The following is a 13,708-nucleotide window of genomic DNA, read 5'->3' on the forward strand; positions in this document are numbered from 1 at the left end:
TGAATTTCATAAATATCATCAGTGTTAACAGGAGGAACTAGAATGGGAGAAGTACTACCAACTCAACAAACTCGCGAACTGCTGATTTCGGAGTCTACTCTGGAATGGGCGGATAGCGCATGGCAACAAATTGTAAATAAAGTGGAAAAGAATAGTAAGCGAATTGGTGTTAGTTTTCCGCATGCTTCCGTGAGCGGAGTATACGATAACATGCGTCCATCATGGTGGACAGCAGGGTTCTGGCCGGGTATTTTGTGGCAGATTGCCGCAGAAGGTAATCATCCGGCACTGCAAGAAATCGCCGAGCAAATTGAAGAGAAATTGGATGAACCTCTTTATGCCCTTACCGTACATCATGATGCTGGTTTTATATGGACACTCTCAGCTTTGGCCAATTACCGAGTGACTGGTAATGAACGCTCCAAGCAGCGCGGGTTGATGGCTGCCGCTCAACTGGCCAGCCGCTTTAACCTGAAAGGGTCATTTATCAGAGCCTGGCATGACACGGAGAAGATAAACCGGGCGGGATGGTCCATCATTGATACTGTAATGAATCTGCCCTTATTATACTGGGCATCGGAAGTTACAGAGGATCCGCGTTTCCGGCATATCGCCGCTGCGCATGCGGAAACGGTAGTGGAGCATTTTTTACGTCCAGATGGATCAAGTTATCATATTCTGCAGTTCAACCCGGAATCAGGAGAAAAAATCGGCGCTATGGCCGGCCAAGGTTATGCGGAAGAATCCGCTTGGGCACGGGGCAGCGCATGGATGATTTACGGTCTTACTTTGTCTTATCACTATACCGGAGAGAACAAGTTTCTATCGGGAGCTAAAAGAGCTGCGCACTTCTTCTTGGCTAATCTTCCGGAGGATCATGTACCTCACTGGGATTTCAGGGCACCTGATGCAGGCGAAAAGCCGCGTGATACCTCTGCTGGTGCATGTGCGGCATGTGGCTTGATCGAGCTGGCAAAGATCGTACCACAGGCAGAAGCCTCTTTTTACCTCCGAGCCGCAGAACAAATCGTTCGCTCACTTTATGAGAATTATGGGGCTTGGGACATTCCGGAAGAGGAGGGATTGATTCTTTCTGGAACATCCAATCTTCCAGGGGGTGTGCATATTGATACGCCACTGATCTATGGCGATTATTTCTTCGTCGAGGCTGTTTCTAAACTCCGCGGAGCCGTTCTTCAGTTATGGTAAGGAACGGAAAAACAACAGAAAACCTTCTCGATGATCCGTATAGTATACAGTCGGTCGACACTCCGATAGATAACGAGCAGGCTCGGCGTATGGAATGGTGGCAGGAAGCAAGGCTCGGCTTGTTTATTCACTGGGGACCTTATGCCCTGCCTGCGGGTGAATGGAAGGGAAAAGAAATACAAGCTTCTTACAGTGAGCATATTATGCTACGCGCGAAGATCCCAGTTGCTGAATATGAGGAAATGGCCGCGGCGTTCAATCCATCAGCTTTTGATGCAATGAAGTGGGTGCGGACTGCCAAGCGTGCTGGCCTAAAATATATCATCTTTACAGCTAAACATCACGACGGCTTCGCGATGTATGACTCGAGTGTATCCCAATATTCGATCAGTAAGCACACCTCATTGGGCCGTGACCCCCTTCGGGAACTAATGGAGGCATGTCGTGCGGAAGAAATGGTACTCGGAATTTACTACTCCCATGCGATGGATTGGCATGATCCAGACTCTCAAGGGAATACCTGGGATTATCCACTGAATATCGGCGCTTATGATGACGTTCAAACTTGGTTAAATGATACCGATAAACACACCCGCTTTGAACGATATTTGCACAGCAAATCAATCCCTCAAGTCCGTGAGCTGCTGACGGACTACGGAAAAGTTGGTTTAATGTGGTTTGATTGCGGGGGCAAACTGACCCGTGAGCAAGGAGAAGCGTTTTTGGCGGCGGTTCATGCAATTCAGCCAGATTGTTTGGTCAATAGCAGAGTATGGAAAGCACCACTTGGAGATTATTCAAATACATCTGATAATCAACTTACGACTCGTAACCTTGGTAAGTACTGGGAGAATATTATTACGTTAAATGACTCATGGGGGTATAAGAGATCCGATCACCATTGGAAATCCCCTGTAACTATCATCCGCCAGATCATCGATGTTGTAAGCAAAAATGGGAATCTGGTTATCAATATCGGCCCAACAGCGACAGGGGAATGGGATCCAGTATCCGAATCCATTTTGCTTGAAGTAGGAGATTGGTTAAATACCAATGGGGATAGCATTTACGGTGCTGGAGAATCGCCCACAGCCAAACCGTCTTGGGGTAGATGCACTTTGAAAGGAAACACATTATATCTGCATGTTTTCGATCTTAAGAAGAGAAATAAGCTAATCGTTCCCGGTCTGAAGACCGCTGTTCAAAAGGTATTTGCTTTAGATGGAGGGGAGGAGCTGTTTTTCACAAAGCTATCTGAGCAGGATCTGGAAGTCGAACTCCCCAGCTTACCGAACTTTGCCGAAAATTCTAACAACATGCCGCTGGTCATCGCAATTGTCTGTGCAGAACCTGTAGAAGGTAATTCAGTCAAATTATTGGACTTTGGAGAAGATACCTTACTAGAATTGGGGGTATTTGAAAGCGAGATCTTTGGTCCAACCCTCCGTTACGATACAGGAAAAAAAGACCATGATAATTTGTTGGACTGGAAGGATAGAGAGGATACCACAGTTTGGCATGTCCGGACATTAGGTCCGGTAAGATTTCAAGTTAGTATCGCATATCGCAGCGAAGAAGGAGAGAATGGGGGTGGCGGAGTCTACCTCATCAAGGCTGCGGATCAAATTTTGCAAGCTAAAGTTATTTCTACCGATGAGGTTAATAATTTTCAAAGCTTTCAAGTAGGTGAACTGTATCTCCCCACGGCAGGAGAATATACGATTCAATTGCAGGCAGAGCTTATTACAGGGGGTTATTTGATGCAGCCTAGATGTTTAAAACTACTGCAACTATGATATTTTTATATTGTAATAATGAAAAAGAACTCAAATCACTTGGGTTCTTTTTTTTGTTGATTTAAGGATTGTTGTTGACATATTGCCCTTGGGTAAATATATTGTATATAAGAATAAATGTTTACCGAGGGAAACAAATTGAACCAAAGGAATCATTGTTTCTATTAGGAAATAAATTAACCGGGTGAACAGAACAGTGCTACATATGAACTTAACAGAGATAAGGAGTTTTTTTTATGATTGAAATCAGAAACCTAAACGTAGATTATTTCGGTAATTCTGCACTAGAAAATGTAAATATTGATATTCCCTTTGGGTATGCAATCGGAATTATCGGACCAAATGGTGCCGGGAAATCTACATTTATCAAGTCTTTGTTAGAGGTGATAAAGAAGAGAACAGGATCAGTTATGGTGGAGGGAAAAGATATTTCTGAGTACAAACGGAAGATCGCATATGTGCCGCAAAAGAATGACATTGATCTTTCTTTTCCAATCACGGTAAGGGATACAGTGCTGACTGGAACTTACCCTAATTTGCGAATCTTCCAGCGTCCCGGAAAAACAGAGCGGCAAAGAGTCGAGGAATGTATGGCGATGGTGGATATAAGTGATCTTGCGAATAAACAAATCAGCAATCTGTCCGGAGGACAACTACAAAGAGTTTTTATCGCCAGGGCTCTTGCACAACAAGCAAATGTATTTTTTTTAGATGAACCTTTTGTTGGCATAGATCTAGTCAGTGAAAAAATCATTGTAAAGCTGCTTAAACAACTTCGCGAAGAAGGAAAAACCATACTCATCGTTCATCACGATTTGCATGAGGTCGAAGAATATTTTGACAAAGTCATCATTCTCAATAAGAAATTAATTGCTTTTGGTGACGTTAAAGACACCTTTACGCCAGAGAATATCCTCAGCGCCTATGGTGCGTCCTTAGGTAATCTGGTGATCAAAGGGATGGGGGCGACAGATCATGATTGATTATTTCTCAGGGGTATTAAACATTCCAATATATGCACTTAACGCGGGATTATCTGCTATCATTCTTGGAATTGTATCAGGGGTTTTAGGAAGCTTTATTGTGCTCAGAAAGATGTCATTAATGGGAGATGCGTTATCACATGCAGTGTTACCTGGGGTGGCGTTATCTTATATCTTAGGAATCAACATCCTTCTTGGAGCTTCACTGTTTGGACTATTAGCAGCAGTTCTCATTCAATTTATAACAAGTCGCAGCAATATTAAAAGTGACACTTCTATTGGCATTATTCTTAGCTCATTTTTTGCGCTAGGCATTGTCCTAATTACTTTCGCCAAAAGCGGGCTTGATCTAACTCACATTCTGTTTGGTAATATTCTGGCCGTCCCACAGTCGGAGTTAATGCAATCCTTTATTATTATGATTGTTGTTATTGCCATCATTTCATTGCTGTATAAAGAGCTTTTAATGAGTTCGTTTGATCCGGTTGTTTCCAAAGCCTATGGGTTAAAAACAGGGTTCTATCATTATTTATTGATGATGCTCCTATCTGTGGTTACCGTATCTTCGTTATCTCAAGTAGGAATTGTGCTTGTGATTGCAATGCTGGTTATTCCTGCTGCTACATCCTATCTCTGGACGAATAAGCTGTTCCACATGATTATCCTGGCTTCTACAATCGGCGCTGTATCCGGGATTATAGGTGTAATTGTAAGCTTTAAATTCAATTTACCTACAAGTGCCACGATTGTTCTGGTCGGCGTAAGCATGTTCGGAATTTCATTTATAATCTCACCCAAAAATAATTTTTTCAGGAAAGGGTTGAAACAAGGATGAAGACCATAAAAATACTCTCTTTGACAATGTTTATCGTACTTCTTACCGCATGCTCAAAGGTTAGTGAAGGAGAAGCAGACCATGATAAGCTGCAGATTGTTGCAACATACTCCATTATCGCTGATATGACCGAAAACATTGTAGGGGAGAAAGCTGAAGTTTACAGTATGGTACCCATCGGAACAGATCCGCATATGTACGATCCATTACCCAAGGATACAAGTAAGGTTTCTAGCGCAGATTTAGTGTTTTATAACGGTTTGAACCTAGAAACAGGTAAGGGGTGGTTTCAAGATCTTCTAGATGTGACTAATAAAAAGGATGTTGCTTTTGCAGTCTCAGATGAAGTATCTCCAATGTATCTAACAGAAAAAGGAAAAGAAACTCAGGTAGATCCTCATGCTTGGCTGGATATTCAGAATTCAATAAAATATGTAGATATCATCACAAAACGTGTAATCGAAAAAGATCCCGACAACAAAGAATTTTATCTTAATAATCAATCGGAATATGTTAAGAAACTGAATGAATTGGATCAATATGCAAAAGAAGCAGTCGAAAAAATTCCACAAGAGAAACGTATCCTTGTTACCAGCGAAGGAGCATTCAAATATTTTTCTAAAGCTTACGGATTTGAATCGGCTTTTATCTGGGAGATCAATACGGATAGTCAAGGAACGCCAGAGCAAATGAAAAATATAATTAAGATCATTGATGAAAATCAAGTGCCTGCATTATTTCTGGAAACTAGCGTAAATCCAAAAACAATGGAAACCATCGCAAATGAAACGGGAGTACCGATACACTCTAAGATTTTCACCGATTCTTTAGCTAAGAAAGGCGAAGAGGGCGACACATACATTAAGATGATCAAATGGAATATTGATAAAGTTATAGAAGGTTTATCTCAATCCTAAATGCCTGGCTCCAAGCTTATATCAACCGACAGAAGGTTCAGTTTACAGCTGATTCCTATGTCGGTTTTTTATTGAATAAAATCTACATTCGAGCCTCGAAATATTACGTTTATGCCTTGGGATAACCTGCTACAGGAAATATCTTCTTGTCTACTTTTCAAAAAAATCTTGGTAAGGTAGAGGCTAACACTTAATAAGAGGTGAAAAGTTGTCATGATTAAGAAACACTGTTTGTTCTGTGATGAGATTGTTTCCATTGAACCAGAAGGCGATAACGATAGATATATAGGCTGTTCTTGTTCACCAGGCGGGTTTTATAGTCTACGTAGAGACAGCTACGAACCCATTAATTCACTCCCGCATCAAAAGAAACGCGATATGCTGCATGTAGTATCGGCTTACATACGTGAGCTGACTGATTGTGATGAAAAGATCACTATATCTGCTGATGATTTAGAGTCCATTGTAAATTCACCCAAAATACCTGTGAGCATTGAAGATAAAGGAAACCGTCTACTGCAATATTTATATAGACATTCTGAAGGCCCGGGGGAAGCGGTTGTCATTCAACCCCTCTCTAGCAGCTATAACTTGACGTATTCTCCCAATCTGCAAGAGCTGGTATATATCATAGACAAGTTGATAAGTGATCAGCTTCTGATCAGGGAAGGCATGACCTTTAAGCTTACTGAAACCGGCTGGAATGAAGCTGCGGAAAGCGCTGGAGGTAAGAAACTAAAACCTTGCCTCGTGCTCGTGTCGGATGAAGAGAATTTGTCTACAACATGGCTGGAGAAGTTATTGCCCAAAATAGAGCAGTGTGGTTTTCTTCCGCGCTTATTAACACATACGAAAACTCAGAGTGGTGAAAAATACGAGTTGGAACAAATCGCAGATAGCAAACTGATTATCGCAGATTTAACGGGACAATCCCCAGAGGTGTATTTCTCAGCGGGATATGCACTTGGTTTAAACATACCCGTATTATGGACCGTAAACAGTATTGAGGCGGATAAACTTTTTGTACAGCTTAAGGATATTCGTCCTATTGTGTGGGATTCAGCAGAAGAACTAGCAATTATACTACAGCAGAAGTTGAGTTAACCCGCAAAATCATTGCCTATGACTCGATAAGCTGGCTGAAATTCAAACAGGTGTCTTCTTAAATGAGGACGCCTGTTTCGTTTGGTACTGTAAGAACACTATCAAATTTTCTTAGGAAGTGATATTGTAACCGATATAAAAAAATGAGCAAATGTATGTAAATGTATGCTTCAGTTAATATTAGCTCATATTCATACTCTGGATAAGAAAGAGGGATAGAATTGTTTTCAAAACGGCAAAAAGAAATACTTTTATATTTAATTAATTCTAATCAACCTGTCACAGCTGCATGGATTTCTAAAGAACTGAATGTTAGCGATCGAACGATCCGTAATGATTTAAAGGAACTACAAAATATATCTTCCGTATTAGGCCTGAAAATAGAATTGATTCGTGGGAAAGGCTTCGTTATAAGAATCATCGATAAAGATACATTCTCTCAAAAATTACATGAGTTAACTAATGATAAAATCAGTCATTCTACATTTGATTTTTCAGAACAAGATAATAGGGTTTTTTATTTGTTGAGCCGTTTTTTATTAGAAAATAACTATATCAAGTTGGTCACTATTGAAGATGAGATGTTTGTATCTAAATCAACAATCCAAAACGATCTAAAAGAAGTGCGTAAGATACTGGAAAAATACAACCTGAATTTAGTTAATCGGCCTCATTATGGCCTGTTTATAGAGGGCGATGAATTTAAGAAACGAATATGTTTGTCCAATTTTTTATACAAAAGAGAAGAAAACTCCGATCCGACCCTCGATAACTTTACTTTGTTTGACAAAGAGGTATACACGAAAATTAAAGAAATTATCATTGGCAAAGTAAATAAATACAAAATTGAGATTTCAGATATTTCCTTGGAAAACCTCGCTATTCACTTAATAATAGCTTGTAAACGTATCGAAGAGGGATTTTTAATCGAAGAACCGTCGGTAAATCTTATGGAAGAGTACCCGTTTGAAAAAATTGTTGCCCATGAAATTGTTAAAGACATAGAAGAGTTCACAGATTTGCTCTTTTCTGATTCAGAGATTAATTATATTATCATCCATTTAGTTGGAACAAAGTTGCTGCCGAAAGAAAATTTAACGGAATACAGTAAGTTCGATGAAGTGGACTCCATTGTCAGCTGTATTTTGAAAAGTTTACAAACTGAGTTGAATTGGGATTTTGGCCATGACCATGAATTTATTCAAGCCCTGACCCTTCACATTAGGCCTGCGATGAATAGGTTAAGATACAACATGAATTTTAGAAATCCTCTGTTGAATGATATTAAGACGAGTTTTCCAGCCGCATTCGAAGGAGCACTTATTGCGAGTAAATGTATTAACTACTATTTGGATTTAGAAGTTGGAGAACATGAAGTTGCTTACATTGCTTTGCACATTGGGGTTGCTTTAGAAAGAATGAAAAATAAAAACAAAAAAATAAAACGAGTTATTCTTGTATGTGCGTCCGGTGTTGGAAGTGCCAAATTACTTTATTACCGATTGATCAATTCATTTGAGAATCTATTGCAGATTGTAGACACAATTAGTTTTTACAAATTAGCAGAAACGGACCTATCCTCGATTGATTTTATTATCAGTACAGTTCCGATCAATGAAGATATATGTATTCCCGTCTATGTTGTAAATACCTTTTTAGAAGCTAAAGACCTCAAAAGAATCAAGGACGTCTTATTGTCTTCAGAACAGGTGGCAGAAACTCATTCTTACCTTGACGCATCTAGAGTATTCGTGAAAAAAGAATTTACCACAAAGGAAAGTGTGATTCATTTTTTAAGCAATGAGCTAACAAAACAAGGGCTTGTACCAGAGCATTATGAATCCTTAGTAGTTGAAAGGGAGTCCTATGCACCCACTAGTTTTGGAAATCTTGTCGCTGTTCCACATCCTTCACTTCCAGTTACCTCGGAAACCTTTTGGACAATCTGTACGTTAAAACGTCCTATTCGTTGGAATGATAAGCAAATGGTGCAATTAATTTGTTTATTAAACATTAAAGAAGGAAACAATGTCGACCTAGATAAAATGTATAAAAAGCTAGGATCATTGATAGAGGATAAAGAGATTGTTGTGCAGATCCTTGCCAAGGACTCTGTGGAAGAAATTATACAATTACTAAACTAGAGTGAGTGAGAAATTAGGTATGGCCTTACTGTTTGCAATGTAACCGTTTCCTGTTGATTTGGAAAAAGGTTAGCTTAAAAAGAAAGCGATTTAAGTTTACACTAAAGGTGTTCAATAAATGATAATTTTAGGGGGAAGTCAATATGAATACAATTATGTTGGTGTGTTCAGCAGGAATGAGTACAAGCCTTTTAGTAACAAAAATGCAGAAGGTTGTTGAAGAAAAAGGGTTGGATGTCGATGTTTTTGCTAAATCAGCATCTGAAATTGATATTACTTTGCAAGAGAAAAAGGTTGATGTCTTATTGTTAGGACCTCAGGTGAAATATATGAAAAAGCAATTAGAAACAAGATTAGCAGATAAAAACATTCCTATAGAAGCTATTGATATGTTGAATTACGGAATGATGAACGGTGAAAAAGTACTTGAACAAGCATTGCAATTAATTGAAAGTAAATAGAGATAAGAGAGGAGCAGAGAGTAATGGTAGATGAAGTGAAAGAGGAATACTATACTGTGGCTTTTAACATTATCAGTAATGTAGGCGCAGCTAAAAGCTTAGTAATGGAGGCGCTTTTCGCAGCCAAAGAGGGAGAATTTAAAGAGGCACAAGAAAAATTAGAAGAATCAAAGCAATTTTTTAGAGAAGGTCATAAAATGCATAAATCATTAATCAAAAGAGAAGCAAATGGCGAACAGCTTCAATTCTCACTGATCCTTATGCATGCTGAAGACCAACTAATGAGTGTTGAGACCATTTCTTTACTTGTTACGGAAATAATTGAACTTTATAAGCTTTCAAAATAGGATCAAAAAGAAGTGGCATCGCAATAAGAAAATACTTCTTCGGGAGCGTGCAAGAAACTATGGATAAAATAACGAAATTTTTAGAAGATAAGGTAATGCCAGTTGCAGGTAAAATCTCTGGTCAGCGGCATTTACAAGCGCTTCGCGATGCAATGGTTTTAACTATCCCGTTTATTATTATCGGTTCCATTTTTTTAATCTTAGCAAACCTGCCAATTCCAGCCTATTTAGATTTCTTGGTCGCCCATCCAAATATCAAAACAGCCTTACTATATCCGTACAATGGTACATTTAACCTTGTCGCATTAGTTGCAACATTTGCCGTTGGTTATAGACTAGCAGAGAGCTATAAAGTGGATCCGCTTTCCTCAGGGGCTGTGGCATTATGTTCATATTTTGTAGTCACTCCATCAACATCTTTCACAGTAGATGATGTTGTCACAAAAGCAATGAACGTGAACTATTTTTCGAGTCAAGGATTATTTGTAGGATTGTTAACCGCAATCTTCGCAACAGAAATATATCGCAGAATCGTACAAAAAAATATAGTTATTAAAATGCCGGATGGTGTGCCGCCAACAGTTGCTAAATCCTTTACAGCGATTATTCCTGGTTTCTTTGTTATCGTGAGTGTCTGGGGAGTTCGCCTACTCGTTGAGAACTTCACTGGTTTTGATAACGTGCATACCATTGTTGCCAAACTTCTTCAACAACCATTAACTACTGTTGGTACAAGCTTAGCGGGAACAATTGTTGTGTTTTTGTTAATCAACTTATTATGGGCAATAGGATTACATGGTTCCACCATTGTAGGTTCTGTCATGTTGCCTATCTGGTTGCAATTGACCTCAGAAAATGCTGCAGCTTACGCAGCGGGTTCACCCGTCCATAATATTGTTACAGCAGAATTCAGATATCTTATCTTTATCGGGGGTTCTGGTGCAACTCTAGGACTAACGATTGCAATGTTATTCTTTGCGAAGAGCAAACAGCTGAAACAAATGGGTCGACTGACGATTGGACCAGGACTATTTAATATCAATGAACCGTTAATTTTCGGGATGCCCATCGTATTAAACCCAATGATGTTAATCCCATTTCTTATAACACCGATTGTTACTGTTTTGATAACCTATCTCTCCATGGATTTTGGATTAGTAGCGTTGCCAATAGGTGTACTGCCTCCGGGAACAATGCCATTAATTATCGGCGGATATTTGATGACAGGTAGTATCTCGGGAATGATCTTACAAATTGTACTGTTTGCAGTAGCGTTTATTATTTACTATCCGTTCTTTAGAATAATGGATAATCAAAAATATAAAGAAGAACAAGATGCCCTTATCCAACAGGTTTAATCCGTAGTATATGTTTTATTTAACAACAAGGAGGGTTTACACATGTTTGAATTGAAAACGACATTTCCAGAAAACTTTTTATGGGGGGGAGCAGCAGCTGCTAATCAACTAGAAGGAGCAAGTGATGTTGGCGGTAAAGGGCTTTCTCTAGCAGATGTATATATTTTTGACGAAAACACCCCTAAAAAAAACTGGTCTGACCAGTGGCACCTCATGACTCATAAGCAAATAGAAGAAGCACAAGATCCCGCAAGTGAAAAGTATTATCCCAAAAGACATGGGGTGGATTTTTATCACCACTATAAAGAAGATATTGCTTTATTAGCCGAAATGGGTTTTAAAGCCTTCCGCATGTCCATTGCTTGGACTCGTATTTTTCCAAATGGGGATGAATTAATCCCTAATGAAGAAGGTCTTGCATTTTATGATCGTGTGTTTGATGAATTGAACAAATATGGAATTGAGCCTATTGTTACTTTATCCCATTATGAAATGCCACTTCATCTAACAACTAAGTATGGAGGTTGGGTGAACCGGAAAGTTATAGATTTTTTTGTTCGCTATGCAACCACTGTAGCTGAAAGATACAAACATAAAGTGAAATATTGGATGACTTTTAATGAAATTAACTGTGTAGTACACCACCAATATGTAAGTCTAGGAGTTATCGAAGAAAATCACCCGAATATTGAACAAGCAATGTTTCAAGGAGCACATCATCAATTTGTAGCAAGTGCACTTGCAACCAAAGCGTGTAAAGAAAGTAATCCTCAAGCAATGGTTGGATGTATGGTTAGTTATCAACTTCTTGTTCCTTATAGCTGCGATCCTGACGACGTTCAAGCCACAGTTGATAAACAACGTACCTCTTTATTCTTTACTGATGTACAAGCGAGAGGTTACTATCCGGCTTATACCGCTCGAATGTTTGCAGAAAAAAATATAGTTCTGAAAACAGAGCCTGAGGATGAACAAATCATGAAAGACTATCCAGTGGATTATGTATCCTTTAGCTACTATATGTCTGGTGCAGTCAGTGCACATCCAGAAAAGATAGAAGGCGCAGAAGGGAATTTGCTTACAGGCGGAGTGAAAAATCCTTATTTACCATCCAGTGATTGGGGTTGGCAGATTGATCCTAAGGGTTTACGAACTGCAATAAACCAATTGTATGACCTTTATCAAAAGCCGGTACTTGTTGCAGAGAATGGCCTAGGTGCTTTAGACGTATTACAAGAAGGCGATGTTATAGAGGATGATTATCGAATTGATTATTTAAAAGAACATATTAAGCAAATAAAAGAAGCCATTGCAGATGGTGTAGATGTAATGGGCTACACAAGCTGGGGTTGCATAGATATGGTGAGTGCAGGAACAAATCAAATGTCCAAGCGTTATGGCTACATTTATGTGGACCAAGATGATATGGGCAGAGGTACAAAACGTCGTATAAAGAAAAAATCATTTTATTGGTACAAAAATGTTATCGCTACTAATGGAGAACAATTAGATTGATTATTAAATCGTAAAACGAAATGATTCATCTGGAGGCATTATCAGGAGCAGTCCTAAGCGGGACTTGCTTTTGGTAATGCTTTTTTTCACTGGATTGTTGACATGTGACCATTTGGTGTCTTATAATCAATCAGACACCAAATGGTGTCCTATTAGGTAATATTGATGGATACTCGGTGACATTACAGGAAATATTACGGAAAAGGTGGGGGTGGTTGTGAGCGACAATAGTCAAGTGAGGGATGTTTATGACGCTGTTGCGGATCCAACAAGACGAAAACTTCTTCAAATTCTGGCTGATGTTGATGAATTACCTCTGTATGAGATAACGATTCATTTTGAAATGGGTCGTACAGCCGTTTCGAAGCATTTAAATATACTTAAAGATGCTGGTCTCGTAATTGTTCGAAAGGTTGGCAGAGAGACGAGGTATCGGTTGAATGCCAATCCTTTGAAAGAAATTCAAGATTGGGTATCTTTTTATGAAGGATTCTGGAAGCAAAGAATTGATAAATTAAAACTTATATTGGAGGAATAACTATGAAACCAGATGTATCATTAGATTTTCAATTTACAAGTTCGATCGAGAAGGTATGGAATGCTTTAACGGATTCGGATACGCTTGCGAAATGGATCTGGAGTAATGATTTTAAACCAGTCGTTGGTCATAAATTTCAATTCCGTGCTGAGCCAAATGAATGGTGGGATGGAATTGTAGATAGCGAAGTACTCGTCGTGGATGAGCCTCATACGTTATCTTATACTTGGAATAGTGCGGGAGAAAGTACTACTGTTACTTGGACTGTGAGTCAAGATTCAGAGGGGAAGGTTAATCTCCATCTAGATCAATCAGGATTTAGTGAAGAGACGAAAGCCCGCCAAGGAGCCATCGAAGGTGCTAAATATGCCTGGACAAATATGGGTGGTCAGCTCGAAAAGGTATTAGCAGAATTGTAATTCAAGAATAGGGCGCTTTTCTGGAACAGGGAAAGTGCCCTTTTTAATGGAATATATCATGGCAATACTAGATGAAGAGAAT

The 13,708-nt window shown here is 39.2% G+C and carries 13 protein-coding genes; all 13 read left to right on the plus strand.

From position 1 onward, the window contains the following. Nucleotides 1-42: 42 nt before the first annotated feature. The 13 genes from NYE72_RS15050 to NYE72_RS15110 all read left to right on the plus strand — a co-directional run bounded on the left by NYE72_RS15050 (nt 43) and on the right by NYE72_RS15110 (nt 13,626). Nucleotides 43-1,209 (plus strand): glycoside hydrolase family 88 protein, encoded by a 1,167-nt coding sequence (locus NYE72_RS15050; protein WP_052097034.1) that lies wholly within the window; start codon nt 43-45, stop codon nt 1,207-1,209. Continuing rightward, complete coding sequence (locus NYE72_RS15055) at nt 1,203-3,005, plus strand: alpha-L-fucosidase (RefSeq protein WP_339212019.1); 1,803 nt, start codon at nt 1,203-1,205, stop codon at nt 3,003-3,005. Before NYE72_RS15050 ends, NYE72_RS15055 begins: the two co-directional genes overlap by 7 nt. A gap of 239 nt (nt 3,006-3,244) precedes the next feature. After that, the gene (locus tag NYE72_RS15060) at nt 3,245-3,988 is read left to right on the plus strand and encodes a metal ABC transporter ATP-binding protein (RefSeq protein ID WP_283160366.1); all 744 of its coding nucleotides are present in this window, start codon (nt 3,245-3,247) and stop codon (nt 3,986-3,988) included. After that, complete coding sequence (locus tag NYE72_RS15065) at nt 3,981-4,823, plus strand: metal ABC transporter permease (RefSeq protein ID WP_036677866.1); 843 nt, start codon at nt 3,981-3,983, stop codon at nt 4,821-4,823. Before NYE72_RS15060 ends, NYE72_RS15065 begins: the two co-directional genes overlap by 8 nt. Then, complete coding sequence (locus NYE72_RS15070; RefSeq protein ID WP_038571008.1) at nt 4,820-5,740, plus strand: metal ABC transporter substrate-binding protein; 921 nt, start codon at nt 4,820-4,822, stop codon at nt 5,738-5,740. The genes NYE72_RS15065 and NYE72_RS15070 overlap by 4 nt, the downstream gene beginning before the upstream one ends. Nucleotides 5,741-5,953: 213 nt before the next feature. Beyond that, nucleotides 5,954-6,844 carry a hypothetical protein gene (locus NYE72_RS15075; protein WP_038571010.1) on the plus strand — a complete coding sequence of 297 codons (891 nt, stop codon included), beginning with the start codon at nt 5,954-5,956 and terminating at the stop codon, nt 6,842-6,844. A gap of 221 nt (nt 6,845-7,065) precedes the next feature. Continuing rightward, nucleotides 7,066-8,988 carry a BglG family transcription antiterminator gene (locus NYE72_RS15080; protein WP_038571012.1) on the plus strand — a complete coding sequence of 641 codons (1,923 nt, stop codon included), beginning with the start codon at nt 7,066-7,068 and terminating at the stop codon, nt 8,986-8,988. A 143-nt stretch (nt 8,989-9,131) separates the two neighbouring features. After that, a complete protein-coding gene (locus NYE72_RS15085) occupies nt 9,132-9,449 on the plus strand; it encodes a PTS sugar transporter subunit IIB (RefSeq protein WP_036677859.1) in 318 nt (105 codons plus the stop codon). Nucleotides 9,450-9,472: 23 nt separating this feature from the next. Next, entirely contained in the window at nt 9,473-9,796 is a 324-nt protein-coding gene (locus tag NYE72_RS15090) for a PTS lactose/cellobiose transporter subunit IIA (RefSeq protein ID WP_052097037.1), read from the plus strand. 59 nt (nt 9,797-9,855) lie between these two features. Then, nucleotides 9,856-11,154, plus strand: coding sequence for a PTS cellobiose transporter subunit IIC (gene celB, locus NYE72_RS15095; RefSeq protein ID WP_038571015.1), 1,299 nt, complete (start codon nt 9,856-9,858; stop codon nt 11,152-11,154). Between the two features lie 42 nt (nt 11,155-11,196). Continuing rightward, nucleotides 11,197-12,669, plus strand: coding sequence for a 6-phospho-beta-glucosidase (gene ascB, locus NYE72_RS15100; RefSeq protein ID WP_038571018.1), 1,473 nt, complete (start codon nt 11,197-11,199; stop codon nt 12,667-12,669). 217 nt (nt 12,670-12,886) lie between these two features. Next, nucleotides 12,887-13,207, plus strand: coding sequence for a metalloregulator ArsR/SmtB family transcription factor (locus tag NYE72_RS15105; protein ID WP_036677853.1), 321 nt, complete (start codon nt 12,887-12,889; stop codon nt 13,205-13,207). Nucleotides 13,208-13,209: 2 nt separating this feature from the next. Continuing rightward, nucleotides 13,210-13,626, plus strand: coding sequence for an SRPBCC domain-containing protein (locus NYE72_RS15110; protein WP_036677852.1), 417 nt, complete (start codon nt 13,210-13,212; stop codon nt 13,624-13,626). The last annotated feature ends 82 nt before the right edge of the window (nt 13,627-13,708 follow it).

This window comes from Paenibacillus sp. FSL L8-0333 (assembly GCF_037965665.1).
Lineage (GTDB): Bacteria > Bacillota > Bacilli > Paenibacillales > Paenibacillaceae > Paenibacillus_AQ > Paenibacillus_AQ odorifer.

Bases quoted from the DNA above. Each gene is read 5' to 3' on its own strand.
- NYE72_RS15090 (WP_052097037.1), top strand. From the start codon at position 9,473: ATGGTAGATGAAGTGAAAGAGGAATACTATACTGTGGCTTTTAACATT.
- NYE72_RS15050 (WP_052097034.1), top strand. From the start codon at position 43: ATGGGAGAAGTACTACCAACTCAACAAACTCGCGAACTGCTGATTTCG.
- NYE72_RS15055 (WP_339212019.1), top strand. From the start codon at position 1,203: ATGGTAAGGAACGGAAAAACAACAGAAAACCTTCTCGATGATCCGTAT.
- NYE72_RS15110 (WP_036677852.1), top strand. From the start codon at position 13,210: ATGAAACCAGATGTATCATTAGATTTTCAATTTACAAGTTCGATCGAG.
- NYE72_RS15065 (WP_036677866.1), top strand. From the start codon at position 3,981: ATGATTGATTATTTCTCAGGGGTATTAAACATTCCAATATATGCACTT.
- ascB (WP_038571018.1), top strand. From the start codon at position 11,197: ATGTTTGAATTGAAAACGACATTTCCAGAAAACTTTTTATGGGGGGGA.
- celB (WP_038571015.1), top strand. From the start codon at position 9,856: ATGGATAAAATAACGAAATTTTTAGAAGATAAGGTAATGCCAGTTGCA.
- NYE72_RS15085 (WP_036677859.1), top strand. From the start codon at position 9,132: ATGAATACAATTATGTTGGTGTGTTCAGCAGGAATGAGTACAAGCCTT.
- NYE72_RS15070 (WP_038571008.1), top strand. From the start codon at position 4,820: ATGAAGACCATAAAAATACTCTCTTTGACAATGTTTATCGTACTTCTT.
- NYE72_RS15075 (WP_038571010.1), top strand. From the start codon at position 5,954: ATGATTAAGAAACACTGTTTGTTCTGTGATGAGATTGTTTCCATTGAA.